27 protein-coding genes are annotated in these 23,710 nt (G+C 72.0%); 8 read left to right on the forward strand and 19 right to left on the reverse strand.

The window, feature by feature from the left end; genetic code table 11:
• The first annotated feature begins 603 nt into the window (after positions 1-603).
• Positions 604-1,308, forward strand: a complete 705-nt coding sequence (locus AB0F81_RS40610) for a hypothetical protein (RefSeq protein ID WP_360207095.1) — start codon at positions 604-606, stop codon at positions 1,306-1,308.
• Positions 1,309-1,365: 57 nt separating this feature from the next.
• Here the strand turns inward: AB0F81_RS40610 and tyrS are convergent, their stop codons facing one another.
• Complete coding sequence (tyrS, locus tag AB0F81_RS40615; protein WP_360207098.1) at positions 1,366-2,622, reverse strand: tyrosine--tRNA ligase; 1,257 nt, start codon at positions 2,620-2,622, stop codon at positions 1,366-1,368.
• Between the two features lie 59 nt (positions 2,623-2,681).
• On the opposite strand from tyrS, the gene AB0F81_RS40620 reads away from it, so the two are divergent.
• Together AB0F81_RS40620 and AB0F81_RS40625 are read left to right on the forward strand one after the other, a co-directional pair.
• Complete coding sequence (locus tag AB0F81_RS40620) at positions 2,682-3,464, forward strand: UDP-galactose-lipid carrier transferase (protein WP_360207100.1); 783 nt, start codon at positions 2,682-2,684, stop codon at positions 3,462-3,464.
• A gap of 54 nt (positions 3,465-3,518) precedes the next feature.
• On the forward strand, positions 3,519-3,962 hold the full coding sequence (locus tag AB0F81_RS40625; protein ID WP_360207103.1) for a hypothetical protein: 444 nt from the start codon (positions 3,519-3,521) through the stop codon (positions 3,960-3,962).
• A gap of 39 nt (positions 3,963-4,001) precedes the next feature.
• On the opposite strand, the gene ptsP is transcribed toward AB0F81_RS40625, so the two are convergent.
• The 15 genes from ptsP to AB0F81_RS40700 form a co-directional block, all read right to left on the reverse strand.
• Positions 4,002-5,630: a phosphoenolpyruvate--protein phosphotransferase gene (ptsP, locus tag AB0F81_RS40630; RefSeq protein ID WP_360207105.1), complete on the reverse strand. Its 1,629-nt coding sequence runs from the start codon at positions 5,628-5,630 to the stop codon at positions 4,002-4,004.
• Positions 5,623-5,907, reverse strand: coding sequence for an HPr family phosphocarrier protein (locus AB0F81_RS40635; protein WP_360207108.1), 285 nt, complete (start codon positions 5,905-5,907; stop codon positions 5,623-5,625). Before AB0F81_RS40635 ends, ptsP begins: the two co-directional genes overlap by 8 nt.
• 8 nt (positions 5,908-5,915) lie before the next feature.
• Positions 5,916-6,956 (reverse strand): zinc-dependent dehydrogenase, encoded by a 1,041-nt coding sequence (locus AB0F81_RS40640; protein ID WP_360207110.1) that lies wholly within the window; start codon positions 6,954-6,956, stop codon positions 5,916-5,918.
• A complete protein-coding gene (locus AB0F81_RS40645) occupies positions 6,953-7,396 on the reverse strand; it encodes a PTS sugar transporter subunit IIA (protein WP_360207112.1) in 444 nt (147 codons plus the stop codon). Before AB0F81_RS40645 ends, AB0F81_RS40640 begins: the two co-directional genes overlap by 4 nt.
• On the reverse strand, positions 7,389-7,697 hold the full coding sequence (locus AB0F81_RS40650; protein ID WP_360207114.1) for a PTS lactose transporter subunit IIB: 309 nt from the start codon (positions 7,695-7,697) through the stop codon (positions 7,389-7,391). The genes AB0F81_RS40645 and AB0F81_RS40650 overlap by 8 nt, the downstream gene beginning before the upstream one ends.
• A gap of 13 nt (positions 7,698-7,710) precedes the next feature.
• Positions 7,711-8,904: a PTS mannitol transporter subunit IICB gene (locus AB0F81_RS40655; protein WP_360207158.1), complete on the reverse strand. Its 1,194-nt coding sequence runs from the start codon at positions 8,902-8,904 to the stop codon at positions 7,711-7,713.
• Positions 8,905-9,395: 491 nt separating this feature from the next.
• Positions 9,396-10,337, reverse strand: a complete 942-nt coding sequence (locus AB0F81_RS40660) for a 1-phosphofructokinase family hexose kinase (protein ID WP_360207116.1) — start codon at positions 10,335-10,337, stop codon at positions 9,396-9,398.
• Positions 10,334-11,095, reverse strand: coding sequence for a DeoR/GlpR family DNA-binding transcription regulator (locus AB0F81_RS40665; RefSeq protein ID WP_360207160.1), 762 nt, complete (start codon positions 11,093-11,095; stop codon positions 10,334-10,336). Before AB0F81_RS40665 ends, AB0F81_RS40660 begins: the two co-directional genes overlap by 4 nt.
• Before the next feature lie 192 nt (positions 11,096-11,287).
• Positions 11,288-11,953: a response regulator transcription factor gene (locus AB0F81_RS40670; protein ID WP_360207118.1), complete on the reverse strand. Its 666-nt coding sequence runs from the start codon at positions 11,951-11,953 to the stop codon at positions 11,288-11,290.
• Complete coding sequence (locus AB0F81_RS40675; protein ID WP_360207121.1) at positions 11,950-13,026, reverse strand: sensor histidine kinase; 1,077 nt, start codon at positions 13,024-13,026, stop codon at positions 11,950-11,952. The genes AB0F81_RS40670 and AB0F81_RS40675 overlap by 4 nt, the downstream gene beginning before the upstream one ends.
• A gap of 8 nt (positions 13,027-13,034) precedes the next feature.
• A complete protein-coding gene (locus AB0F81_RS40680; protein ID WP_360207124.1) occupies positions 13,035-13,682 on the reverse strand; it encodes a nucleoside monophosphate kinase in 648 nt (215 codons plus the stop codon).
• 14 nt (positions 13,683-13,696) lie between these two features.
• On the reverse strand, positions 13,697-14,269 hold the full coding sequence (locus tag AB0F81_RS40685) for a hypothetical protein (protein ID WP_360207127.1): 573 nt from the start codon (positions 14,267-14,269) through the stop codon (positions 13,697-13,699).
• A 74-nt stretch (positions 14,270-14,343) separates the two neighbouring features.
• Complete coding sequence (locus tag AB0F81_RS40690) at positions 14,344-14,841, reverse strand: type II toxin-antitoxin system PemK/MazF family toxin (protein WP_360207163.1); 498 nt, start codon at positions 14,839-14,841, stop codon at positions 14,344-14,346.
• Between the two features lie 281 nt (positions 14,842-15,122).
• Positions 15,123-15,329, reverse strand: a complete 207-nt coding sequence (locus tag AB0F81_RS40695) for a DUF397 domain-containing protein (RefSeq protein ID WP_360207130.1) — start codon at positions 15,327-15,329, stop codon at positions 15,123-15,125.
• Between the two features lie 21 nt (positions 15,330-15,350).
• Positions 15,351-16,226 (reverse strand): helix-turn-helix transcriptional regulator, encoded by an 876-nt coding sequence (locus AB0F81_RS40700; protein ID WP_360207132.1) that lies wholly within the window; start codon positions 16,224-16,226, stop codon positions 15,351-15,353.
• A 166-nt stretch (positions 16,227-16,392) separates the two neighbouring features.
• On the opposite strand from AB0F81_RS40700, the gene AB0F81_RS40705 reads away from it, so the two are divergent.
• Positions 16,393-16,629, forward strand: a complete 237-nt coding sequence (locus tag AB0F81_RS40705; RefSeq protein WP_360207135.1) for a hypothetical protein — start codon at positions 16,393-16,395, stop codon at positions 16,627-16,629.
• Here AB0F81_RS40705 and AB0F81_RS40710 read toward each other — a convergent pair.
• Positions 16,626-17,306, reverse strand: a complete 681-nt coding sequence (locus tag AB0F81_RS40710; protein ID WP_360207138.1) for a hypothetical protein — start codon at positions 17,304-17,306, stop codon at positions 16,626-16,628. The two genes, AB0F81_RS40705 and AB0F81_RS40710, sit on opposite strands and share 4 nt — an antisense overlap.
• Positions 17,307-17,406: 100 nt before the next feature.
• On the opposite strand from AB0F81_RS40710, the gene AB0F81_RS40715 reads away from it, so the two are divergent.
• Positions 17,407-18,036: a DNA-3-methyladenine glycosylase gene (locus AB0F81_RS40715; RefSeq protein ID WP_360207140.1), complete on the forward strand. Its 630-nt coding sequence runs from the start codon at positions 17,407-17,409 to the stop codon at positions 18,034-18,036.
• Here AB0F81_RS40715 and AB0F81_RS40720 read toward each other — a convergent pair.
• On the reverse strand, positions 18,002-18,475 hold the full coding sequence (locus AB0F81_RS40720; protein ID WP_360207143.1) for an ASCH domain-containing protein: 474 nt from the start codon (positions 18,473-18,475) through the stop codon (positions 18,002-18,004). The two genes, AB0F81_RS40715 and AB0F81_RS40720, sit on opposite strands and share 35 nt — an antisense overlap.
• A 54-nt stretch (positions 18,476-18,529) precedes the next feature.
• On the opposite strand from AB0F81_RS40720, the gene AB0F81_RS40725 reads away from it, so the two are divergent.
• Positions 18,530-19,318: an MBL fold metallo-hydrolase gene (locus AB0F81_RS40725; RefSeq protein ID WP_360207146.1), complete on the forward strand. Its 789-nt coding sequence runs from the start codon at positions 18,530-18,532 to the stop codon at positions 19,316-19,318.
• Here the strand turns inward: AB0F81_RS40725 and AB0F81_RS40730 are convergent.
• Positions 19,305-21,533: an ATP-binding domain-containing protein gene (locus tag AB0F81_RS40730; protein WP_360207149.1), complete on the reverse strand. Its 2,229-nt coding sequence runs from the start codon at positions 21,531-21,533 to the stop codon at positions 19,305-19,307. The genes AB0F81_RS40725 and AB0F81_RS40730 overlap by 14 nt on opposite strands.
• A 127-nt stretch (positions 21,534-21,660) precedes the next feature.
• Between AB0F81_RS40730 and AB0F81_RS40735 the strand changes: the two genes are divergently transcribed.
• Positions 21,661-22,173, forward strand: a complete 513-nt coding sequence (locus AB0F81_RS40735; RefSeq protein ID WP_360207152.1) for a hypothetical protein — start codon at positions 21,661-21,663, stop codon at positions 22,171-22,173.
• Between the two features lie 65 nt (positions 22,174-22,238).
• On the forward strand, positions 22,239-23,618 hold the full coding sequence (locus tag AB0F81_RS40740) for a pyridoxal-dependent decarboxylase (protein WP_360207155.1): 1,380 nt from the start codon (positions 22,239-22,241) through the stop codon (positions 23,616-23,618).
• Positions 23,619-23,710: the final 92 nt, after the last annotated feature.

The raw sequence follows: 23,710 nt of genomic DNA on the forward strand, positions 1-23,710 counted from the left end.
ACCCATCGCCTAAACGATGAGCCGGGGTATTGCCATAATTGGCACTGGCTTATCAAGCACCCTGTTGAGTTCTCAAAGAACAACCGCACACCATCCTGCGTTCCGCATTCGCGGCCCACCCTCCGGGGCACTCGCTCTACTTTACCCGCCGTTTCCGCCGTGTCAAATCCGCGTTTCGCAACCGAATTCAACAAACAGAAACCGCACAGGCACCCCACAAAACCGCACGATCGTCGACCGTGCGATCAAGATTAGGGTTTCCGTCAGGACGGCCGCGCCGGGCCCCTAGATCGGGTCCCGCTCGCTCGCCCGTCTCCCTGGCGGCTCGGAAAACATTACATGGCCGGGAGCTGGACGCCAAATCGGCCCACCGCGACGTGGGTCACAGCACGTTGATCATTAGGAAACTCCAGGTCAGAGCATTTCTGCCGGACATTCGCGGCTTCTGGAAGCGACCTGCGGCCTGCGCGGCGTTGAGACGGCAGACGGGCGGGCCCGGCAGCACCTACCAAAGTAGGGGGGCGTCCAGATCCTCCGGCTCGTGCGGGATCGCGTGCTCCTCGGCGATCGTGACCCGTAGCAGCCATCACGTAGGAGGTAGATGTGAACGACACGATCGCTCGCACGCTGCGGAGTGCGGCCAGGACACGAGGCCGGCGGGTCCTCCTCGTGGTGACGTTCGCGGTCGGGGCACTTGCCGCCGCGGGGCTCATGGCCGGACTGCCACCCGCGGAGCTCACCTTCGCCACGATCGCGCAGCAGGTGCATCTGCTGATCTCCGTTCCGCTGCCGTTCATCGGAGTCCTGCTGGCGAACGGCCTTCGCAAGGCGGCCGGTGGACGGGTGCTGCCGGCGCTGGCCGGAGCGGTGCTGATCGCGGTGGCCGCCGGGTTCGCCGGTAACGCGTTCTCCGTTGCCGCTCTGGCCGCATCCGAGTCCACCGCCCCGGATCCCTGGGCGCACGCCGGCGTGATCGCCGTGGCGGGTGTGCTGGTGCAGATCCTGGCCCAGCTCGTCGGCACGGGACTGGGACTGCTGATCGAGCGGCCGGTGTGGGGCTGCCTGGGGACCATCGTGTTGCCGCTCGGCGCGTACACGCTGCTTGCGCCGCTGGGCGCCGCCCGCGGTTGGCTCACGCCGTACGGGGCCGCGCAGGAGGTGCTCGCCGGATCAGCGGGGGTGGCGGGATGGGCGGGATGGACAACGACGGCGCTGCTGTGGGGCCTGGCCCTCAACGCGGCCGGCGCGGTCCTTCTGCGGCGCCGCCCCGTCCGAGTCGCGCCACCGGCGGTCAGCTCGGCACGGTGAGCAGAAAGGCGGCGAGGCGATGCTCCGGCGTGGGCCGGAGCATCGCCTCGTGGACGGTCAGGGAAGGAGTTCGACGCCGGCGAACGTGCGCTTGCCGCGGCGCAGCACCAGGAAACGGCCGTGCAGCAGGGCCGACTCCGGGACGACCGCCTCGCCGTCGGTGATGCGCTCGTTGTTCAGGTATGCCCCGCCCTCGCCGATCGTGCGGCGGGCCTCGTTGGCGCTGGCCACGAGACCCGACTCCTGGAGCAGCTTGCCGACGGGCGGGAGCTCACCTCGTACCTCGAGCAGGCCTGCCTCGGCCAGAGCCGCGCGCAACGTGTCGGCGGAGAGCTCGTCGAGCGATCCTCGCCCGAAGAGGGCCTGGCTGGCCGCGATGGCCTGCCGGGCCTCCTCGGGCCCGTGCACGAGCGCGGTGAGCTCCTCGGCGAGGGCTCGCTGCGCGAGCCGAGCCTGCGGCCGCTCCGCGGTCGCCTTCTCCAGCTCCTCCAGCTCCTCGCGGGACTTGAAGCTGAAGTACTTCAGGTACTGGACGACGTCGCGGTCGTCGCTGTTGATCCAGAACTGGTAGAAGGCGTAGGGGCTGGTCATGGTCGGGTCGAGCCAGACGGCACCGCCCTCGGTCTTGCCGAACTTGGTGCCGTCGGCCTTGAGGACCAGCGGGGTGACGAAGGCGTGCACCGGGCCGGCGCCGCGGCGGCGCACGAAGTCGACGCCGGCGGTGATGTTGCCCCACTGGTCGGAGCCGCCGAACTGCAGCTGGCAGCCGTTGCGGACGTGCAGCTGGTAGAAGTCGTTGGACTGCAGCAGCTGGTAGCTGAACTCGGTGAAGCTGATCCCGGACTCGAGGCGGTTGCGCACCACGTCACGGGCCAGCATCTTGTTGACCGGGAAGTGCTTGCCGACGTCACGCAGGAACTCGATCACCGACGTGGGGCCGGTCCAGTCCAGGTTGTTGACCAGGGTTGCCGCGTTCTCCCCGTCGTAGGTGACGAACGGGGACAGCTGTGAACGGATCCGCTGCACCCAGCCCTCGACCACCTCGGGCGGGTTGAGGGTGCGCTCGCTGGACTCGCGCGGGTCACCGATCTGGCCGGTGGCGCCACCGACGAGCAGCAGCGGCTTGTGCCCGCCCTGCTGCAGCCGGCGGGCGGTCATGACCTGCATGAGGTGACCGACGTGCAGCGAGGCGGCGGTGGGGTCGAAGCCGACATAGAACGTGATCGAGCCGCCGTCGAGTGCTTTGCGCAGCTCGTCGGGGTCGGTCGAGTCCTGGATCAGTCCGCGCCACAACAGGTCGTCTACGAGAGTCACGCACGGATTGTCCCGCACCCGCTGATGCGGATCACACTGGGTTTCGGGATGCTAGGCGAATGGGTCACCTGGGAAGCGCGGAACCGCCGCTCGAGATCTCGAAGAAGAAGGCCGAGGAGAGGCTGAAGGCAGCGCAGGAACGCCTGCTCCGGCTGCGGCTGATCCTGGGCGGGCAGATCGGCGAGAAGCGGATCGGCCCGCCGCTGTGCGTGCTCTTCGAGGGGTGGGACGCCTCCGGCAAGGGCGGCGCCATCAAACGGCTGGTCGCTCCGCTGGACCCCCGGCACGTGCGGGTGGCGCAGTTCGCGGCGCCGACCTACGACGAGAAGCGGCACCACTTCCTGCAGCGGTTCTGGAACGTGCTGCCCGGCAACGGCGGGATGGCCGTGCTGGACCGGTCCTGGTACGGGCGGGTGCTGGTGGAACGGGTCGAGGAGTTCGCCACCAAGGAGCAGTGGAAGCGGGCGTACGACGAGATCGCCGAGTTCGAGCGGACCCTGACCGCCGAGGGCATGATCCTGATCAAGTTCTGGATGCACGTCTCCGACGAGGAGCAGCTGCGCCGTTTCGAGAGCCGGAAGAACGATCCGCTGCGCTCGTGGAAGCTGACCGACGAGGACTGGCGCAACCGGGAGAAGCGACCGGGTTACGAGGCCGCGATCGAGGACATGATCGAGCGGACGGACCGCCCCAAGGCCCGCTGGAAGATCATCCCTGGTGACGACAAGCAGTACGCGCGCTTCGCCGTCGTGGAGCACGTCTGCCATGTGCTGGAGTCCAAGCTGACGAAACGGGGCTTCGACCTGAACGCCGCGGACCAGCCGGGAAGCGTCGGGGTCTGACGAGACCGGCGTTTTGGACCGTCTTCGCCCAGTTATGCCCGATATTCTGGCGACATGACGAGGAGCAGGTTTACTCTGTCCCGCCGGCTGGGCGCCCTGCTGGTGGGCCTCACCGCGCTGGCCGCAGGCACCGCGCAGCCGGCCGTCGCGGCACCACAACCCCAGGCGCACAGCATTTCAGTGGTCCGCACCGGTGGGATCCACGGCGGGCTGTCGTCGTTCGCGCTCTCCGGTGGCGGCACCCGGCACGCCACGGAGGTGCTGCGGCTGGCGTCGAGCCCGGCGTTCCGTGCGCTGCGGCCGCGCTACGTTCCGAAGAACACGTGCTGCGACCGCTACCTCTACCGGGTCGCGGTGGGATACACGAGCGGGCGGACGAAGAAGGTCGTCGCGCTGGAGAGCACGCCGGGCACCCCGAAGGTGCTCTGGGACGTGATCCACCGGATGGAGACGATGCCGAATCCGGTCAGCTTCCCGCCCGGTTTCCCCTTCAACTGACCCGGTGGTGATTTCGGGCGCGCTGCGCGCCCGAAATCATCACGATGGTTTCTTGCCGGCCACGGCCTCGGTGGCGAGGCGCCGGCAATCGGCCTCGGTGTGGCCGGCGAGTGACGCACGCACCGCCGGGATCGCCCGCGGTGACATGGACAGGCTGGTCACACCGAGGCCGACCAGCACCGGCGCGAGCGCGGGATCGGCCGCCGCCTCCCCGCACACCCCGACCGGCTTGCCCGCCGCCCGGCCCGCCTCCCCGCACAGCCCGATCAGCTGCAACAGCGCCGGCTGCCACGGGTCCAGCAGGTCGGCCAGGTCGCCGCACATCCGGTCGGCGGCGAACGTGTACTGGCTCAGGTCGTTCGTGCCGATGCTGAGGAAGTCGACCACCTCCAGCAGATCGGCGGCACGCAGCGCGGCCGCCGGCACCTCGATCATCACGCCGGCCTTCGGCAGACCCGCATTCCGTACGGCGGTGGCGAACGTGGCGGCCTCCTCGACGGTGGCCACCATCGGCGCCATCACCCAGACGTCCGCGCCGGTGGCGGCCCGCGCCTCGGCGATCGCCGCCAACTGGGTGGCGAGCACCCGCGGGCGACGCCGGGCCACCCGCAGACCACGGACGCCCAGCGCGGGGTTGGGCTCACCCTCCTGGTCCAGGAACGGCAGCGGCTTGTCGGCGCCGGCGTCCAGCGTGCGGATCACCACGCGGCGGCCGGCCATCGCCGCGAAGACCTCCCGGTACGCGGTGACCTGCTCGGCCATCGTGGGCTCCTGCACCCGGTCGAGGAAGAGCAGCTCGGTCCGGAACAGACCGACCCCCTCGGCGTGCACCTCGTCAGCGGCGGGCACGTTCTTCACCGAGCCGACGTTGGCGAGCAGCTTCACCCCGTACCCATCAGCGGTCCGACCCGGACCGGTGAGACCGGAGACCGCGGCAGCCGCCTGAGTCGCGCCCTGCCTCGCGGCCTCCGCGGTGGCCTCGTCGATGCCCACGTCGACCCGCCCGGTGGCGCCGTCGACCAGCACCAGCGTGCCCTCCGCGACGTCCAGCACACCCGGGCAGGCCACCACCGCGGGCAGGCCCAGCGCCCGGGCCAGGATCGCGGTGTGGCTGGTCGGGCCGCCGACCTCGGTGACCAGCGCGATCACCTGTTCCGGGTCGAGGTCGGCGGTGTCCGCCGGCGCCAGGTCGCGGGCCGCGAGCACGTAGGGGTGGCCCGGCTGCGGCACGCCCGGCATGGGCCGGCCGAGCAGCACCGCGATCGCCCGGTCGCGCAGGTCGTCCAGGTCGGCGACGCGTTCGGCGAGGTAGCCGCCGGCCTCCTCGAACGCCTCCCGGAAGGCGCCGAACGCGGCGTCGACCGCGTGCGGCGCGTCCTGACCGGCCTCGACGTGTTCGCGGACGCCCTCGCGCAGCATCTCGTCGTCGGCCATCAGCGCTTCGGCCCGCAACACCTCCTCGACCGTGGAGTCGGTGGCCCGGTCCGCCCGGCGCTCCAGGTCGGCGACCACCTCGGCGAGCGCGGCGTAGGCCCGCTCGGTCTCGGCCGCGGCGTCGCCGACCGGGGTGGGCGGCGGCAGCGCCGGCACCGCCGCGATCCGCAGCAGCGGACCGGCGGCGACACCGGCGCAGACGCCGATCCCGGTGAGGGTGACCTGGTCAGACATCACTGGTTTCCTCGGCGTCGAGGTCGCGGGCGAGCAGCGCGGCGAGGCCGTCCAGGGCCTCGTCCGCGCCGTCGCCGTCGGCCTCCAGGATCACCTCGGTGCCCTGTTTCGCGCCGAGCGCGAGGACCGAGAGCATGCTCTTGGCCGGCACCGCCTTACGGTCACCGACCCGGATGGTGACCTTGACGGGCGCCGCCGCGGCGGCTTCCACGAAAAGCTTCGCCGGCCGGGCATGCAGGCCGCTGGCGGAGCCGACAGCAACGGTACGGGTGGGCATGACGTCTCCTAGGGTTCGATGGTCACCTTGATCGCCTCGCCGCGCGCCACGATCCCGAAGGCGTCGATGGCTTGCTCCAGCGGCAGGCGGTGAGTGATCAGGTCGGCGACCGGCACCGCGCCGGTGGCGACCAGCTGCAGCGCCTCGGCGTTGTGCGCCGGGCTGGACCCGTTGGCGCCGACGATCATCAGCTCCCGGTAGTGCACCAGGTTCGAGTCGCAGGTGATGGTCGGGTTGTCCTTGGGCAGACCGCCGAAGAAGCTGATCCGGCCCTGCCGGGCGGCCATCTCGATGGCCTGCTCCTGCGCCTTGCCGGAGGCGGCCGCGGTGATGATGACGTCCGCGCCACGGCCGTCGGTGAGCTTGCGGATCTCCTCGACCGGGTCGACCTCGGCGGCGCAGATGGCGGCGTCCGGCTTGACCAGTTCCGCGGCCATGTCCAGGCGCTGCCGGCTCAGCTCGACCAGGAACACCCGGGCGGCGCCACGGGACCGGGCCAGGCGTACGTGCAGGCAGCCGATCGGACCGGAACCGATCACCACGACGTCGTCGCCGTCGCCGACCCGGGCCAGATTCTGCGCGTTGAGCGCGCAGGCCAGCGGCTCGGCCACGGACGCCTCGGCGAACGAGACGCCCTCGGGGATGCGGTTCAGGCCGTCGACCTTCAGAACCTCCTTCGGCACCACCGTGTACTGGGCGAAGCCGCCCTCGAAGTGGTAGCCCATCGACACCTGGTTCGGGCAGACGGTCATCCGGCCACGCCGGCACTCGGCGCACTCACCGCACGGGATCGCGGCGATGACCTGGACCCGGTCGCCGCTCGCCCAACCCTCGACGCCCTCGCCCACCTCGACGACCTCGCCGGCGATCTCGTGGCCCATCACCCGGGGCGGGTGGATGTGGTGGTGACCGAATTTGGAGATCTTCACGTCGGTGCCGCAGGTGGAACAGTTCCGTACACGGATCTTCACTTCACCCGGGCCGGCGGACGGCTCCGGCATGTCCTCGAAACGGACGTCGCCGGGAGCGTGGAATCGCACGACCTTCATTCACTGTCCTCCTGGATCGTCCCGAGCAACCTTTCCACGGTCTCGGGGTCGGTGGCCTCGCGCAGTTCACGGGCCTGGTCCTCGTCGAGCAGGATCTCGGCCAGGGCGGCCAGCAGCTCGACGTGCCCGTCGCCGGCGGCGGCGATGCCGACGCACAGGTGCACCGGCTCACCGCCCCAGTCGACGCCCTCGGGGAAACGGAGCACCGCCAGGGCGTCCCGTCTCACCAGTTCCTTGCCGCCGAAGGTGCCGTGCGGAATGGCGACACCCTCGCCGACGTATGTCGAGACGGACCGCTCGCGGGCCAGCATCGTGTCGACGTAGCCGGGTTCCACCGCGCCGATCTCGACCAGCGCCTCCCCGCAGAGGCGGATCGCCTCGTCGCGGTCGGCGGCCTTCTCGGCCAGCTTGATCGCCCGGCGGTCCAGCAGCTCAGACATTGAGGTCGGTGCCCTGCTGGATGGCCTTGACCACCTTGGTCACCGCCGGGTCGCCGAGGAACACCTGGAACGGCACGATCGGCTTGTCCGGGGCGACCGAGCGGGCCCGGGCGGCCAGTCCGCTGTGGCAGACCACCACGTCGGCGTCGGCCGGGATCGAGTTGACCGGGGTGTGCTCGACGGTGACGCCGGTCTTGCCGAGCTGCTTGCGCAACGTGCTGGCGAGCATCACGCTGCTGCCCATGCCGGCGTCGCAGGCGACGACGAGCTTCTGGATGTCCTTGCCGTTGATGGTTGCCATGCTGCTCTCCTGACTAGGCGTTTTCCTTGCGGCTGCCGTCGGTGCCGGTGGCGGCCTCGGCCTCAGCGGTGGGTTCGGCGGCGCGCTGCTGCGGGGCCTCGTGCCCGGCGGGCTCGGCCTCGGCGGTCTCCTCCGCGGCCACGTCCTCCTGGTCGGACTTGAGCTTGCCGAAGCCGAGCAGCAGGGCCGCGACGCCGAAGGTGACGGCGGCGGCGATCACGACGCCGAGGATCATTCCGAAGTAGCCGCCCTTCGCGGTGACCGCGGCGAAGGCGAAGATGCTGCCCGGAGCGGGGGTCGCGACGGTCCCGGTCCCGGTGATCATGAAGGTCGCCACGCCGGCCATGCCGCCGGCGATCATCGCCAGGATCAGGCGGGGCTTCATCAGCACGTACGGGAAGTAGATCTCGTGGATGCCGCCGAAGAAGTGGATGATCATCGCGGCCGGGGCGGACGGGCGCAGCGACTTCGGGCCGAAGAAGAGGTACGCGGCGAGCAGGCCCAGACCGGGGCCGGGGTTCGACTCGATCATGAAGAGGATGGATTTGCCCTCCTCGGCGACCTGCTGCACGCCGAGCGGGCCGAACACGCCGTGGTTGATGGCGTTGTTCATGAACAGCACCTTGGCCGGCTCCACCAGCACCGAGACCAGCGGCATCAGGCTGTGGTCGAGCAGCCAGTCGACGCCGTTGCCGGCCGCGCGGGTGATCCCGTCGACGATCGGGCCGATGCTCAGCTTGCCGAGAATGGCGAAGGCGCCGCCGATGATGCCGGCCGAGAAGTTGTCCACCAGCATCTCGAAGCCGGGGCGGACCCGGCCCTCGATGGCGTTGTCGAACAGCTTGAGGATGTAGGCCGCCAGCGGACCGATGATCATCGCGCCGAGGAACATCGGCACTTCCGCGCCGACCACGACGCCCATGGTGGCGACCGCGCCGACCACGGCGCCGCGCTGCGCGTGGACCATCCGGCCACCGGTGTAGCCGATCAGCACCGGCAGCAGATACTTGATCATCGGGTCGACGAGCTGGGCCAGGTTCTCGTTCGGCGTCCAGCCGACCGGGATGAACAGGGCGGTGATCAGGCCCCAGGCGATCAGCGCGCCGATGTTGGGCATGACCATGCCGGCCAGGTAACCGCCGATCTTCTGGACCCGGGCCTTGAAGCCGGTTCCGGTGACCTCGGGGGTATATGAAGAAGCCATCAGGGGATCTCCATTCGTGGGCTCGGGTCCGCGGTGGGCTCCGATCCGTACGGTTATAAGCGCCTATTTCGGTCTTTTGCGGGGTGTGGGTCGCCGTTCGTTCCGCGGGCGGAGCGAGCGGGTCGAGCCGGGATGCCGGCGGCAGCGGGCGGGGTTCGCCGCGGCGCGGGTGGGTCGCCGCCGTGCGGGTTGTGCGAGGCGGCCGGGTCGGAACGGAACGGCTTGTTCCGTCGGGCTTACGGACTGCGGCGGCTCGGCTGGCGCCGGGCCGGACGTTGCGTGCTTGCGGCGGCTCGGCTGGTGCCGGGCCGGGCGTTGCGGACTGCGGCGGCTCGGCTGGCGCCGGGCCGGGCGGTCGTGTTGCTGACTGCGGCGGCTCGGGCGGGCATTAGGTCGCTGCGGAGTGGACAGCTCGGGCGGGTGGTCAGTCGCTGCGGCCTGGGCGGATCGGGCGGGTGCCAATCGCTGCGGCGTGGGCGGCTCGGGGCGGGTGGTCAGTCGCTGCGGAGGGGACGGCTCGGGTCGGGGGTGTGGTTGAGCTGGACGGTCGTACGGTCGAGGTCGCCCGGGCCCGGCATCCTGCTGCCCGGCAGGCTGACCGCGGCCGCGCCCCACGCCAGGCCTTCGACGAGCGCGGCGTAGCCGCGCGCGCCGGCCGCGAGGAAGCCGGCCAGCAGGGCGTCACCGGCGCCGACCGTGCTGCGGGGCACGCTCACCGGTGAGGTGCCGGCCAGCACGCCGGCCTCGTCGACGAGGACCGCACCGTCCGCGCCGAGGCTGGCCAGCACTGTTCCGGCGCCGGCTCGGCGCAGCTTCTCGCAGGCGGCGACCACGTCGCCGAGCGTGCACAGCTCGGCGCCGATCGCCTCGGCGAGTTCCTCACGGTTGGGTTTGACCAGGGACGCGCCCGCCGTCACGCCGGCCAGCAGCGCCGGGCCGCTGCTGTCGACAGCCAGCCGGGTGCCGGCCGCGACCAGCCGCTCGCACAGGTCGGTGAAGGCGGCGATGCCCGGACCGGGCGGGAGACTGCCGCAGATGACCACCCAGTCGGCGGCGGCCGCCGCCGTCAGGACCGCCTCGCTGACCTGCTGGAACTCGGCGTCGGAGAGCACCGGGCCGACTTCATTGATCTTGGTGACGGTGCCGTCCGGCTCGGCCAGGGTGATGTTGGAGCGGGTCCGCCCGGCGATCGGGACGGCCAGCATGTCGACCCCCTCGGCTTTGAGCAGGTCGATCAGCTGATCGCCTTCCGCACCGCCGGTGGGCACCACCGCGGTGGAGCGGATCCCGTTGGACAGCAGCGCCCGGGTGACGTTGACGCCCTTGCCGCCGGGGTCGATGTGCGAGTCACCGGCCCGCAGCACCTCGCCACGGACCAGCGCGTCGACCTCCAGGGCCCGGTCGACGCTCGGGTTGAGGGTGACGGTGAGGATCATGCGCGGACCACCCGGACGCCGGCGGCCTCCACCTCGCCCGCGAGCTCGCCGTCGAGCCCGTTGTCGGTGATCAGCAGGTCCAGCTCGGCGAGGCCGCCGAACCGGGCCAGATAGTCGTTGCCGATCTTGGTGTGGTCGGCGAGGAGCACGACCCGGCGGGCGGCGGCGATCATCGCCCGCTTGACCGCCGCCTCGGCCGGGTCCGGTGTGGTCATGCCGCGCTCCACGGTGCACCCGTTGGTGCCCATGAACGCGACGTCGACATACATCTCCGCGAGCGGCCGCAACGCCCAGTCGTCCACGGTGGCCAGGGTCTTGCCGCGGACCCGGCCGCCGAGCAGCAGGACGGTGAGGTTGGGCTTGAGCCCGAGGGTCGCGGCCAGCACGGGCGAGTTCACCACCACGGTGAGCTCACGATCGGCCGGCAGCAGGTGGGCGAGCCGGGCGGTGGTGGTCCCGGCGTCCAGGATGATCGCCCCGTCCTCCGGCACCTCGGCGAGGGCCGCCTTGGCGATCCGCTCCTTCTCGCTGATCAGCACGGCGTCCCGGGTGGCGAGGGCCGGCTCGAACCCGAGCCGTTCCACCGGGATGGCGCCACCGTGCACCCGTCGCAGCACACCGGCCCGTTCGAGCACGGTCAGGTCGCGGCGGATCGTCTCGGCGGTGACGCCGAAGGTGTCGGCCAGCGCGACGACGTCCACCCGGCCCTCGGCGCGGGCTCGCTGCACTATCTCCTGCTGGCGTTCCTCGGCGTACATCTGGTTGCTCACCGCCCGACTCGTTTTGGCTTTGTCTTTGTTTACGCCCGGTTCTGCCCGAACGCAATATGTCAAAGAGATTTCGATCTCCTTACACAGAGATCCGGAACCGGAACACCGCCATATTGGACGGATACCGGCGGATTTGCGCAGGGAGACGCGGATGCCCGGTTGTGTGGGTTTCGGCCCGACTCAGGTCAACCAGCCGGGGCGGACCCGGCCGGACTCGTAAGCCCACACCACCAGTTGTGCCCGATCCCGCAGGCCCAGCTTGCCAAGGATCCGGCCGGCGTGCGTCTTGGCGGTCGCGTGGGTGATGCCGAGCCGTTTCGCGATCTCCTCGTTGGACAGTCCGGCCGCGATCAGGTCGGCGATCTCGGCCTCGCGAGCGGTCAGGGTGGCCGCCTCGGGCGGGGGTTGCGGCGGGTCGGTACGGGCGGCCACCTCGGCGATCAGCCGGCGCGTCACCGAGGGTGCGAGCAGCGCCTCCCCGCGGGCGACCACCCGGACGCAGTGGATCAGCTCGGCCGGTTCGGCGTCCTTGAGCAGGAAGCCGCTCGCCCCGGCCCGGAGGGCGCCGTAGACGTATTCGTCCAGCTCGAACGTGGTGAGGATGACGATCCGGGTCTCGTCCAGGGCGGGGTCGGCGGCGATCCGGCGGGTGGCTTCGAGGCCGTCGAGGTGCGGCATGCGCACATCCATCAGGACCACGTCCGGTCGTTCCGATCCGGCCAGCCGCACCGCCTCCCGGCCGTCCGCCGCCTCGGCCACCACGCGGATGTCGGGCTCGCCCTCCAGGATCGTGCGGAACCCGGCCCGGACCAGCGTCTGATCGTCGGCGAGCAGCACCCGGATCATGCGGGCGCCGTCCGGGGCAGGCGGGCCTCGACCCGGAAACCGCCGTCCGGCCCGGGGCCGGCGGTCAGGCGGCCCCCGACGGCGGCGGCGCGCTCGGCCATGCCGCGCAGCCCGTTCCCAGCGCCGGACACCTCGGCGGGGCCGCCCGCGCCGTCGTCCACGATGGTGATCACCACGTCGTCGCCGGTCTCCCGTACGTCGATGTGCACGTGCCCGGCGCCGGCGTGCCGCATCGCGTTGGTCAGCGATTCCTGCACTATCCGGTAGGCGGCCGCGTCGGCCGCGGCCGGCAGGGCCGGCGGTTCGCCGGTCAGTTCCACCACCAGCCCGGTGGAGCGCGTCTGCGTCACCAGCTCGGGCAGCCGGGCGAGGGAGGCCTCGGCGCCGCGGAGCACGCCGAGCACCCCGCGCATCTCGCGCAGGGCCTCCTTGCTGGCCGACCGGATCTCGGTGAGGGCGGTGAACGCCTGGTCCGCGTCCCGCCGGTGCAGGGCCGCCCCGGCCTGCACGCTGATCAGCGAGAGCTGGTGGGCCAGCACGTCGTGCAACTCACGGGCGATCCGCAGCCGCTCCTCGGCGGCCTGCCGGGCGCCCTCCGCGGCGCGGCCGGCCTCGGCCTCGGCGGCCCGCTCCTCGGCGAGCCGCAGGCGTTCGCGGCGGGTCCGGGCCACCTCGCCGGCGGCGACCGCGGCCAGCAGGATCGCGCCGACCCCGGCGAACTCGTCCAGCCGGAGACCGTCGGCGATCGAGGCCGCGGGAAAAGCCAGGAACAGGGCGATCGCGGCCACCGCTGTCACCACCCGGCCACGGTCGCGCGCGACCGTGTAGAGGGCGATCACGAAGCCGAGCGCCATCGGGGTGTCCGGAAAACCGGACGAGTAGTAGAGCACGGCCGCCGCGCCGCTCACCGCGAACGCGGCGACCGGGAACCGGCCGCGCACGGCCAGCGGCGCCGCGCCCGCGATCAGCAGCAGCCAGCCGGCCGGCCCGGGAGACCCGGGCGCGGGCAGCAGCGCCAGCGCGTCGACCACCAGCACGACAGCGACGAGCACCAGGTCACGGCGCGGCGGCACGGCGCGGTCTATCCCCGGTACGGCGGCAGGCCGAGCGTCTTGCGGATGGCCTGCTGGACCTCTTCCAGCGGCGGCCGCCCGTCCACGTCGTGCACGACCTCCTTGCGCCGGAACAGCTCCAGCACCGGCCGGGTCTTCTCGTGGTAGTCGCGCAGCCGGGCCTCCAGCGCCTCCGGGGTGTCGTCGGCGCGGGTGACCAGCTCGTGGCCGCAGATGTCGCAGCGGCCCTCCACCTCGGGCCGGTCGGCGATCAGGTTGTAGTCCATGCCGCAGTTCGGGCAGAGCCGGCGGCTGAGCACCCGCCGCCGCACCTCCTCGTCGGTGAGTTCGAGGTGGATGACGGCGTCGATGTCGTAGCTCTCCATGAAGAACTCGGCCTGCCGGCCGTTGCGCGGGAAGCCGTCGATGATGAAGCCGAAGTTCCAGTCGTGCTCGTCGAGGCGGCGACGGACCACCGACTCCACCAGGTCGTCGCCGACCAGCTCGCCGGCGGCCATGACCCGGCGGACCTGCGCGCCGATCTTGGTGTGGTTGCGGACGTGCCAGCGGAAGATGTCACCGACGCTGATGTGCACCAGGTCGAACTCCTCGCGCAGCAGCTGGCTCTGGGTGCCCTTGCCGCTGCCCTGCACGCCCATGATCACGTACTTGCGCATGTGGCCTCCGCAAACTAGTCGGCCGCGCCCATCCGCAACGGGCCGGGCGGCAGTCCGGTCAACGTGGTGGGATCGATGCTCCAGGCACCGGCCACCCGGAACACATCCCGTTCGGCGACCAGCACGGTGGCCTCCGGGTCGAGCTCGCCGGGCAGGCCGGCGTCGCGTTCCGCCGGGTCGGGCTCGCCGAACCACGACGTGACCTCACCGGTCTGCCCTACATACCCGAACGCGCGGACCAGGTCACCGCGCGCCGCTCGCTGCCATCGATGCAGCTCGGTGACTCGATGCGTGGCGAAGTATTGCACCTCGGTGCCGAGCGTCGCGGAGAGCTCGACGACGTCCGGCGGAGACTGCATCAACCGGCGACCCACCGCCAGCACCCAGCCGGTGTCGCGGGCGCCGGGCAGCAGCGGGGTGACCGCCACCCGGTCGTCGGTCAGATGTGCCAGGTCCAGGCCGTCGCGCCAGCGCACCGGGCCCAGGTCACGCAGGCCGAGCGCCGCCAGGACGGCGGCCGGCTCGCCGCCGGCGACGGCGAGCCAGGCCTGTTTGCCACCGAAACCGGCCATGACGTCCACATCCATGACCGCAACGCTATCCGGCGTACGCCCGGGACTGTCCGATTACGCCTATTCCGTGGACGGCGCCGAGACGCGCGTCACGGCCAGCCGTAGTTGCGGCGCAGGATCGCCGCGACCCGGTCGAAGCGGGGGCGGTCGAGCACCGCGCCCTCCCGGCGGATGCCGTCCTCCTCCACCTCCAGGACCCGGTCGAGCCGCACCCAGCTGGGCCGGGCGGACCGGTCCCAGTCGCCGGGGCCGAGGGCGAGCCAGTGCCGCTGGCCGTCGCGCTCGCTCTGGCTGGAGAGCATCAGGCCGAGCAGGGTACGGCCGTCGCGGCCGACCACCAGCACCGGACGGTCCTTGCCCTGGGCCGGATCGTCCTCGTACGGCACCCAGGTCCAGACGATCTCACCGGGGTCGGCGTCGCCGTCCAGGTCGGGCGCGTACGCCAGGTGCCGTCCCCCGCGCGGTCGCGGTACCTGCCGGGGCGGCCGCCGCGTGGTCGCGGGCCGGGCCGGCGCGGGACGGGCCGAGGGTGACGGGGTGGGACGGGAGGGCGCGGGACCGGTGGGCCGTTCCGGGCTCGCCGGCACGGCTTCGCGCGGGACCTCGACGTCCTGCTCGTGCACCGGCTGCCGGTCCGGCGCGCCCGCCAGGCGCCGGAGGAACGACTTCAAGATTTCGAACACCGGTGCACCCTATGAGGGCCGCCCTGATGTGCTCAAGCTCGCCGGGGCCGACTTCTTGACCTCGCCGAGGGGGAACCGTGGGGGACGGTGCCCGTTCACTATGCGACGGGCGTCCGCCGCGATCCGTGCGGGAAAGCAATCCTTAAGGGCCGGCACACCGAGTCATAAGACCGCGGCACGCCATCTCACTCGATGTCGAACTCGCCGTCACGAACGCCGGCCAGGAACGCTCTCCACTCCGCGTGGGTGAACACCAGGGCAGCGCCGTCCCGGTCCTTGGTGTCGCGGACCGCCACGATGCCCGGAAGGTTGGCGGCGACCTCGACGCAGTCGCCACCGTTGCCACCGCTGCGAGTGCTCTTGTGCCAGACGGCACCGGTCAGGTCGGCCATCGACTCTCCTCTCAGGCCAAGTCAGGTGTCGCTTCGTTCGATGATCGCCGCGATGAGATCGTCGGAGTCGGACTGGCTGAGCGCGGTCGCCTCGAGCTCGGCCCAGATCGACTCGTACGTCTCCACCTCCTTGAGCTTATCCAGGTAGAGCGCGCCGGTGAGATTCTCGCAATAGATCGTCGTGGGCTCCGGCGAGGCGGTCCCGACGGCGGGGAACTCCAGCACCGTGAACTGCCCGGAGCTGGCGGCCTTGTGCGGCCCGGCGCCGAACGGGATCACCCGGACGCTCACGTTCGGCCGGGTCGAGACGTTGACCAGGTGGGCCAGCTGTTTCTGCATGCCGAGCGTGTCGGGGATGGCGCGGTGCAGCACCCCCTCGTCGATGATCACGTCCAGTTGCGGGGCCTCCGGGCGGCGCCGGCTCAGCAGCGACTGCCGCTCCAGCCGGACGGCGACCGCGTTCTCCACCGCGGCCTCGTCGTCGCCGTGCCAGCGGCGGAAGACGCACTCCGCGTACTCCCGGCTCTGCAGCAGGCCGGGGATCACGCTGGGCGCGAACGAGCGCAGCCGGCTCGCCGCCTGCTCCATGCCGACGTAGAGCTCGAACCAGGCCGGGACGACGTCGCCGTAGGCATGCCACCAGCCTTTGGCCTTGGACTCCTGGGCCAGGCCGATGAGGACCTCGGTCATGTGTGCGGGTGCCGCGTAGACCGAGCACATGGCGATCACGTCGTGCTTGCGCACCGGGACCTCGCCGTTCTCGATGCGGTACATCCGGGCGCGGGAGAACTCCAGCTCGCCCGCCGCCGCCATCAGCGAGATGCCGGCCTGCTCACGCAACTGCCGCAAGAGCCGGCCGACCTGCCGCCGCGGCACGGTCGACCCCGTCTCGGTCATCACTTCGCTCCTCGGATCCGAGATGTATCGAACGAGACGATCGAATCGCCCCACCCGAGACGGCGAGAATCCATTTCTGGGATTCTCACCAGTCCGGCTTGAGGTCGAGCGTAAGCCAGGCGAGGCTCCATTGTGTAGCCGTCGAATCGCGCAAGGTGAGGCCGGAATGCTGGTGCCGCGGACCGAACACGTCGGGCAGCGACCGTCGTGGGACTGCCGGGTCTGCGGTCTGCCGTGGCCGTGCGCGACCGCGAAGGTGGAGCTGGCCGAGCAGTACCAGAAGTTCCCGCACGGCCTGTCGGTCTACCTCGGATCGTGCATGGTCGAGGCGATCGACGACTGGGCGGCCGGTGCGGGCGGTCCGCCGGCCGACCTCTACGAGCGGTTCCTGGGCTGGACCTAGTCCTCCACCCGCTTGCGCAGCGCGCGGTAGAGCTGGTCGTCGTCGACCAGGCTGTACAGCGTCCGGTCGGTGCCGGTGATCGCCACCCACGGGCAGGCCTTGTCCCGGCCGATCAGGTCCGTCTCGGCCACCTTCTCCCGGGTCGCCACCTCGTAGACGGTCAGCCGGTACCGGCCCTGCTTGAGCGGCAGCGTCTGCGGGTCCGGATCCTCCACCTCGCAGTCGCGCAACTTCGGCCCGGCGCCGATCAGATCCAGACAGGCCACCAGCTGCGTCTGCGCCGGCCGGGGCGCCCAGGCACGCCGCTTCTCGGCCGAGCCGCCGTACGCGGTCTGGTTCAGGGTGCGGGTCGCCCGGTTGGTGCCGTCCATCCGGTCCCGGACGCTGATCGTCACCGGGTGCGGCGCCCTGCCCCGGTACTTCGGCGCGTCCGGGTAGTACCAGTTCTCGCAGACCAGCTCGAGGTCGTTGGTCGTCCGCACGGGTTCGGTGGCGGCTCGCGGGCCGGTGCCGGCGCCCTCCACCGGGAAGGACGGCGGCGGGCCGGCCGGCGCCTTCGCCGCCGACGGCGGCAGGTCGGTCAGCCGGACGAACAGGTAGGTCACCGCGCCCAGAACGCCGATCAGCAGCAGCGCCAGCGCCGCGGACCACACCAGCACGCGCCTGCGGGACGCCACCTGCTGCATCGTTCGCTCCAGCTCCTTAGCTCGCGGCCGGCGACGAACTATATCGACAGCGCCCGGTGATCGAAAGCGTACGGAGTGATTCACTAGCCTGATGGAATCGTGGCTCGACCTGCCGGCGGAAGCCGTGGACGAGGCGGCCCGCCGGCTGCTCGGCTGGCGGCTCGCCGCCAACGGCGTGACCGTGCGGCTGACCGAGGTGGAGGCGTACAGCGGGCTGGGCGAGGACCCGGCGAGTCACGCCCACCGGGGCGTCACCAACCGCAACGCGGTGATGTTCGGCCCGGCCGGGCGGCTCTACGTCTACCAGATCTACGGGATGCACTTCTGCGCCAACATCGTCTGCGGCGAGACCGGCCGGGCGGCCGCCGTGCTGCTGCGCGCCGGTGAGGTGGTCGACGGGGTGGCGACCGCCCGGCAGCGGCGGCCCGCCGCCCGGCGCGACACCGACCTGGCCTCCGGCCCGGCGAAGCTGATGCAGGTCCTCGCCCTGGACCGGGGCGCCAACGACACCTCGGTGGTCGACGGCACCGGACCGGCCACGCTCACCGCGCCCGCCGAGCCGGCCGGGACGATCGCGGCGGGACCCCGCGTCGGCGTGACGTCGGCGCACGACGTGCCGTGGCGGTTCTGGCTGGCCGGCGACCCGACGGTCAGCGTCTACCGGCGGCACACCCCGCGCACCCGGGTCAGTCCGCCACCTCCGGCGGGAAGACGACGCTGAAGCGCTCGAAGAGGATCTCGTCGGCCTCGGTCCAGCCGGCGTTCGTGCGCTGCCAGTAACGGCGGTGCTCGCGCATCCAGGCTTCCCGGGTGCGCTCGTCCTCGCCCTCGGCGTGCGCGAACGACTCGTCGACGCTGTCGAAGGCGCCGATCCGCAGCTCGGTCGTGCGCAGCACCACGCGGGGCGTGCCGGCGCCGTCGCAGACGATCCAGTGGCCGCCGATCCGCGGCATCGGCGTGCCCTCCGCGGAGAAGTCGGCGACCAGCGACGAGGTGGCCCGCTTGATGCCGGCCAGCACCAGGGCGAGCAGGTCGTCGGCGAGCTGAGGCGAGTCGCCGAACCGTTCGACCGTGTAGTCCGGCGCCGCTGCCGCCGCATCCGGCCGGGCCGCCTGATACTGCTTCCAGAGCTCTTCCGCGGCGGCGCTGTCGATCGACATGGCGGCCATCCTGTCACGGGGTTTCAGTCCCGATCCGGCGGGTAGCCGCGCCGGATGACTGCGAACGCGACCGTGACCTTCGTCGGCAACGCCACCACCCTGCTGCGGCTCGGCGCGTTCACGCTGCTCACCGACCCGGCCTTCGGGCCGGCCGGCAGCCGGGTGCACCTCGGTTACGGCGCGTGGACGCGCCGGTTGCTGGACCCCGCCCTGGGGTACGCGGACCTGCCGCCCCTCGACGGGATCCTGCTCTCCCACCTGCACGGCGACCACTTCGACGGCGCGGCCCGGCGGGTCCTCCCCCGCGATCTGCCGATCATCACCACCACGCAGGCGCAGCGGCGGCTGCGGCGGCGCAGCTTCTCCGCCGTACGCGGGCTGCCCACCTGGGACGCCGAGGAGTGGCGCCGGGACGGCCAGGTGCTGCGGGTGACCGCGCTGCCCGGCCGGCACGGGCCGGGCCTGGTCGACCGGCTGCTGCCGGACGTGATGGGTTCGCTGGTGGAGTGGGAGGTGGAGGGCGAGCGGCGGCTGCGCCTCTACATCACCGGCGACACCCTGTACCGGCCGTTCCTCGGTGAGATCCGGGAACGCTGCGGCGAACCGGACGTGATGCTGATCCACCTGGGCGGCACCAGACTGCTGGGCCTGACGCTGACCATGGACGGGCGGCAGGGCGCCGAGCTGACCGGGCTGATCCGGCCCCGGCTGACCCTGCCGATCCACTACGACGACTACCGGGTGATGAAGTCCCCGCTCGGCGACTTCCTCACCGAGTGCCAGGTCCGGTCGCTGACCGGCGTCCAGGCCATCGGCCGCGGCGAGACCCTCACGCTGGCGTGAAGACCCCCAGCGTGCGGGTCGGCCGGGTCAGCGCGACGTAGAGGTCGTTGGCGCCGCGCGGCGACTCGGCCAGGATGCCGGCCGGGTCGACCACCACGACCGCGTCGAACTCCAGGCCCTTCGCCTCGGTCACGGTCAGCAGCACGGCGTCCTCCTCCAGGTCGGTGCCGACCGGCAGCCGGGCTGCCAGCTCGTCGCGCCGGGCGGCCGGGGCGATCACCGCGAGCCGGCCGCCGGTCTCCCGCTCGACCAGCTCGGCCAGCCGGTCCAGCGACCCGGTCTCCTCCCACGGCTCGACGCCGGCCTGCCGGACCGGGCGCGGCGGCTCGATCGGCGCGCCCGCCGCGGCCATCACCCGGCGGGTGTAATCCAGGATCTCCGCCGGGGTGCGGTAACTCACGGTCAGCTCGGCGAGACGCCAGCGATCCGCGACGTACGGGCTGAGCACCTGCCCCCAGTCCGCCGGAGTGCCCAGGGCCCCCGCCTGAGCGAGGTCGCCGACCAGCGTCATCGACCGGCTGGGGCAGCGGCGCATCAGCAGTCGCCAGGCCATCGGGGACAGCTCCTGCGCCTCGTCGACGATCACGTGCCCGAAGGCCCAACGGCGGTCCGCGGCGGCTCGTTCCGCCGCCGAGCGCCACTGCCGGTGCTCGTAGCGGTCGGCCAGCATGTCGGCCTGCATGACGTCAGCCGCGTTCGGGATCGCCGCCTCGTCGTCGTCCTCCAGCTCGTACGACTTCGAGCCGGCCGTCACGTCGAGGACGCCCTGCGCGTACGCCAGCTGCCGCCGCCAGTGCCGGGCCGCCCGTTCCCGCACCGCGCGGTCGTCCTCGCCGAGCAGTTCGGCGGCCTCGTCCAGCAGCGGCACGTCGGCCGGGGTCCAGCCGCCGCCCGGTTCGCGGCGCAGCAGGTCCCGTTCCGCGCCGGTGAGGCCGGGGACGGAGGGGTCGGCGTACAGGCGGGTGAGCAGCTGCTCGGGGGTGAGCACCGGCCACAGGCGGTCGAGCACGGCCCGGACGCCCGGGTCGGCGGCCAGGTCGGCCCGGAGGTCCGCCAGATCCGCCTCGTCGAGCACGTTCGGCGAGGCGAGAGCGTCGTCCTCACCGAGCGGGTCGTCCCAGAACGGGTCGTACCCGATCTTCTCGGCGATCTGCCCGGCCAGGGTGTCCAGGACCGCCTCGTCGAAGACCGGCCGGGCCAGGTTGTGCAGCCGCCCGCAGGCACGGGCGCGCTGCCGGGCCGCGTCGACCGCCGCCGGCTCGAGACGCAGCACGTGCCGGTCCACCACGATCTCGGTCGGCTCGTCCGGGACGCGCTGCTGCACCCGTACCGCTGCCTGCAGGATCTCCACCATCGTGGCGCGACCCTTGAGCTCGGCGACGGCCGGCGGCTCCGGCCGCCGGGCCGTCACGCCGGGGAAGAGGTCGCCCGGCGTGGCCAGCAGCACCCCGGTCTCGGCGAGCGAGGGCAGCACGTGCGAGATGTAGCGCAGGAAGGTGGCGTTCGGCCCGACGATCAGCACGCCGCGGGTGCTGAGCTGCTCGCGGTAGGTGTAGAGCAGGTAGGCGGCGCGGTGCAGCGCGACCGCCGTCTTGCCGGTTCCGGGCCCGCCCTGCACGACCAGGACGCCGCCCAGGTCGGAGCGGATCACCCGGTCCTGCTCGGCCTGGATCGTCTCGACGATGTCGCGCATCCGCCCGGTGCGGTTCGCGGTCAGCGCGGCGAGCAGCGCGGCCTCCCCGGTCACCGGGGCCGAGTCCCCGGCCGTCCGCGGGTCGAGGATCTCGTCGTCCAGACCGACCACCGCGCGCTCCCGGGTACGGATGTGCCGGCGTCGCGACACCCCGTGCGGGGTGACCGCGGTCGCCACGTAGAACGGGCGGGCGGCCGGCGCCCGCCAGTCGACGAGCAGCTGCCGCTCGCTGTCGGTGAGCCCGATCCGGCCGATGTGCAGCGGCTCGCCGTCGTGCCGGTCCAGGCGGCCGAAGCACAGGCCGTGCTCGACGGCGGTGAGCTGGGCGAGGCGCTCGGCGTAGTGAGTGGTGGCCGCGTCCCGCTGGGAGAGGGCCTGCTTGGTGCCGCCGTTGCCGAGCCGCGCCTCGGCGAGACGCCGCTCGGTGGTCGACCGCAGCTCGTCGAGGTGCCGGTAGAGATCGGTGAGGTGGCGCTGCTCCTCCGCGAGATTTTCCGACTGGACGCTTGACAGATTTGACAAGACCGCTCCCAGGGCGTAATCTGATAGTGGGTTTGCAGGCACTTTTGCCATTCGGGCAGAGTCAACTGCCCACGATAGCACCCGAAACGGCTCCGCGGCAGCGGCCGGAACACTAGCGTTCGCAGTGATGATCACGAACCGTGGACTGTTGGGACTCAGCCTGTTCTGCGGAGCCGCCGTGCTGTGGTCGGCCGCGCTCATCGTCGCCCTCGCCGCCGGGATGCGCCCGGTCCACTCGGCGGTCGCGGTCGGCGTCGCCGCCCTGCTCACTGTTCCCGGTTTCGCCGCCGGCATCCTCGCCAACCGCCGCGGCTACCGCACCCGCGCACCCCGCCGGCTGTGGAGCCTGGCCTCCTGGGTGCCGCCGCACGTGCCGGTGTGGGCCGCGATCCTGGCCGCGCTCGTCTTCTTCGGTTTCTGGCTGAGCATCGTGCTGGCCTTCGCCGCCCTCGACGGCAGCCCGGCGGTCCGCGGCGGGCGTTACGTCCTGGAGGATCACGACCGGGTCGTCGAGGTCAGCCGGACGACCTACGAGCGGCAACTCGACCATCAGCAGCAGGTCTCGCTCGGGGTGCTGGGGGCGTTCGCGGTGGGCGGCTCGTTCCTGTGCGCGGCCCGCGCCACCGATCACGAGGACTGACCCCGGCGTACCCGGTGGCCGAAATGTGACCGCCGGCCGCGCGGGACGCGGCCTACCGTAAGGCGGTGGAGAAGGACTTCGATGCGGTGCTGGGGCGGACGGCGCGCATCGCCGCCGACTGGCTGGGCGGGCTGGACGAGCGGCCGGTGGGTGAGACCGCCGGCACGGCCGAGCTGCGGGAGCGGCTGGGCGGGCCGTTGCCGGCCGGGCCGACGGTGCCGGTGCGGGTGGTGGAGGAGCTCGCCGAGGCGGTCGAGCCCGGGCTGGTGGGGATTCCGTCCGGGCGCTATTTCGGGTTCGTCATCGGGGCCGGGCTGCCGGCCGCGGTCGGCGCTGACTGGCTCACCACCGTCTGGGACCAGAACGCGGGGCTCTACGCCTGCGGGCCGGCGGCCGCGGTCGTCGAGGAGGTCGCGGGCGAGTGGCTGCGTGACCTGATGGGGCTCCCGGAGGGCTCGTCCTACGCGTTCGTGCCGGGCTGCCAGACCGCGCATCTCACCTGCCTCGCCGCCGCCCGGCACCACGTGCTGCGCCAGGTCGGCTGGAACGTCGAGGAGGCCGGCCTGCACGGCGCGCCGCCGGTTCGCATCGTGGCGAGCAGCCGCCGGCACACCACCGTCGACCGGGCGCTGCGGCTGCTCGGGTTCGGCACGGCGGGGCTGATGATCGTGCCCGCCGACGACGCCGGCCGGATGGACGTCGCCGCGCTGCGGGCGGTGCTCGCCGGGCCGGCGCAGCCGACGATCGTGTGTGCCCAGGCCGGCGAGGTGAACAGCGGCGCCTTCGACGACCTGGCCGCGATCGCCGACGCCTGCGCGCCGGCCGGGGCGTGGCTGCACGTCGACGGCGCGTTCGGGCTGTGGGTGCGGGCCAGCCCGGCGCTGCGGCACCTGGCGGCCGGGGCGGAACGGGCCGACTCGTGGGCGTTCGACGCGCACAAGTGGCTCAACGTGCCGTACGACAGCGGCGTCGCCTTCTGCGCCCACCCCGAACCGCACCGTGCCGCGCTCAGCTCCACCGCGGACTACCTGGTGCAGGGCGGTGACGGCGCGCCGCGCGACGCCATCGACTGGACCCCCGGCTTCTCCCGGCGGGCCCGCGGCTTCGCGGTCTACGCCGCGCTGCGCTCCCTCGGCCGGCAGGGCGTGGCCGAGCTGGTCGAGCGCTGCTGCGAGCACGCACGCGCCTTCGCCGCCGGGCTGGCCGGGGTGCCGGGCAGCGAGGTCCTCAACGACGTCGTGGTCAACCAGGTGCTGTTCCGGTTCGCCGACGACGACACCACGACACGGGTGCTGCGCGCCGTGATCGACAGCGGCGAGGCTTGGCTGAGCGGCACCGCGGTGGACGGGCGGCGCGCCATCCGGCTCTCGGTGAGCAACTGGCGCACCACCCGCGAGGACGTCGAGCGGACACTCGCCGCCTTCCGGCAGGCCGCGGTCAGCTAGCTGTACTGACCACGGACGTTGGTGACGGGGAGATCTTGAAATAGGCGAGGGCCTTCGGGTTCGGTGTGGATTGCGACGTCCTACCCCGAACC

The organism is Actinoplanes sp. NPDC024001 (assembly GCF_040638955.1).
Taxonomy (GTDB): domain Bacteria; phylum Actinomycetota; class Actinomycetes; order Mycobacteriales; family Micromonosporaceae; genus Actinoplanes.

Excerpts from the sequence above, each read along its gene's own strand:
- AB0F81_RS40720 (WP_360207143.1), bottom strand. The coding sequence starts at position 18,475 with ATGTCGATCGACAGCGCCGCCGCGGAAGAGCTCTGGAAGCAGTATCAG.
- AB0F81_RS40700 (WP_360207132.1), bottom strand. The coding sequence starts at position 16,226 with ATGACCGAGACGGGGTCGACCGTGCCGCGGCGGCAGGTCGGCCGGCTC.
- AB0F81_RS40680 (WP_360207124.1), bottom strand. The coding sequence starts at position 13,682 with ATGCGCAAGTACGTGATCATGGGCGTGCAGGGCAGCGGCAAGGGCACC.
- AB0F81_RS40635 (WP_360207108.1), bottom strand. The coding sequence starts at position 5,907 with ATGCCCACCCGTACCGTTGCTGTCGGCTCCGCCAGCGGCCTGCATGCC.
- AB0F81_RS40650 (WP_360207114.1), bottom strand. The coding sequence starts at position 7,697 with ATGGCAACCATCAACGGCAAGGACATCCAGAAGCTCGTCGTCGCCTGC.
- AB0F81_RS40640 (WP_360207110.1), bottom strand. The coding sequence starts at position 6,956 with ATGAAGGTCGTGCGATTCCACGCTCCCGGCGACGTCCGTTTCGAGGAC.
- AB0F81_RS40645 (WP_360207112.1), bottom strand. The coding sequence starts at position 7,396 with ATGTCTGAGCTGCTGGACCGCCGGGCGATCAAGCTGGCCGAGAAGGCC.
- AB0F81_RS40670 (WP_360207118.1), bottom strand. The coding sequence starts at position 11,953 with ATGATCCGGGTGCTGCTCGCCGACGATCAGACGCTGGTCCGGGCCGGG.
- AB0F81_RS40620 (WP_360207100.1), top strand. The coding sequence starts at position 2,682 with ATGGGTCACCTGGGAAGCGCGGAACCGCCGCTCGAGATCTCGAAGAAG.
- AB0F81_RS40725 (WP_360207146.1), top strand. The coding sequence starts at position 18,530 with ATGACTGCGAACGCGACCGTGACCTTCGTCGGCAACGCCACCACCCTG.
- AB0F81_RS40660 (WP_360207116.1), bottom strand. The coding sequence starts at position 10,337 with ATGATCCTCACCGTCACCCTCAACCCGAGCGTCGACCGGGCCCTGGAG.
- AB0F81_RS40735 (WP_360207152.1), top strand. The coding sequence starts at position 21,661 with ATGATCACGAACCGTGGACTGTTGGGACTCAGCCTGTTCTGCGGAGCC.
- AB0F81_RS40665 (WP_360207160.1), bottom strand. The coding sequence starts at position 11,095 with ATGTACGCCGAGGAACGCCAGCAGGAGATAGTGCAGCGAGCCCGCGCC.
- AB0F81_RS40695 (WP_360207130.1), bottom strand. The coding sequence starts at position 15,329 with ATGGCCGACCTGACCGGTGCCGTCTGGCACAAGAGCACTCGCAGCGGT.
- AB0F81_RS40715 (WP_360207140.1), top strand. The coding sequence starts at position 17,407 with ATGGAATCGTGGCTCGACCTGCCGGCGGAAGCCGTGGACGAGGCGGCC.
- ptsP (WP_360207105.1), bottom strand. The coding sequence starts at position 5,630 with ATGTCTGACCAGGTCACCCTCACCGGGATCGGCGTCTGCGCCGGTGTC.
- AB0F81_RS40625 (WP_360207103.1), top strand. The coding sequence starts at position 3,519 with ATGACGAGGAGCAGGTTTACTCTGTCCCGCCGGCTGGGCGCCCTGCTG.
- AB0F81_RS40705 (WP_360207135.1), top strand. The coding sequence starts at position 16,393 with ATGCTGGTGCCGCGGACCGAACACGTCGGGCAGCGACCGTCGTGGGAC.
- AB0F81_RS40685 (WP_360207127.1), bottom strand. The coding sequence starts at position 14,269 with ATGGATGTGGACGTCATGGCCGGTTTCGGTGGCAAACAGGCCTGGCTC.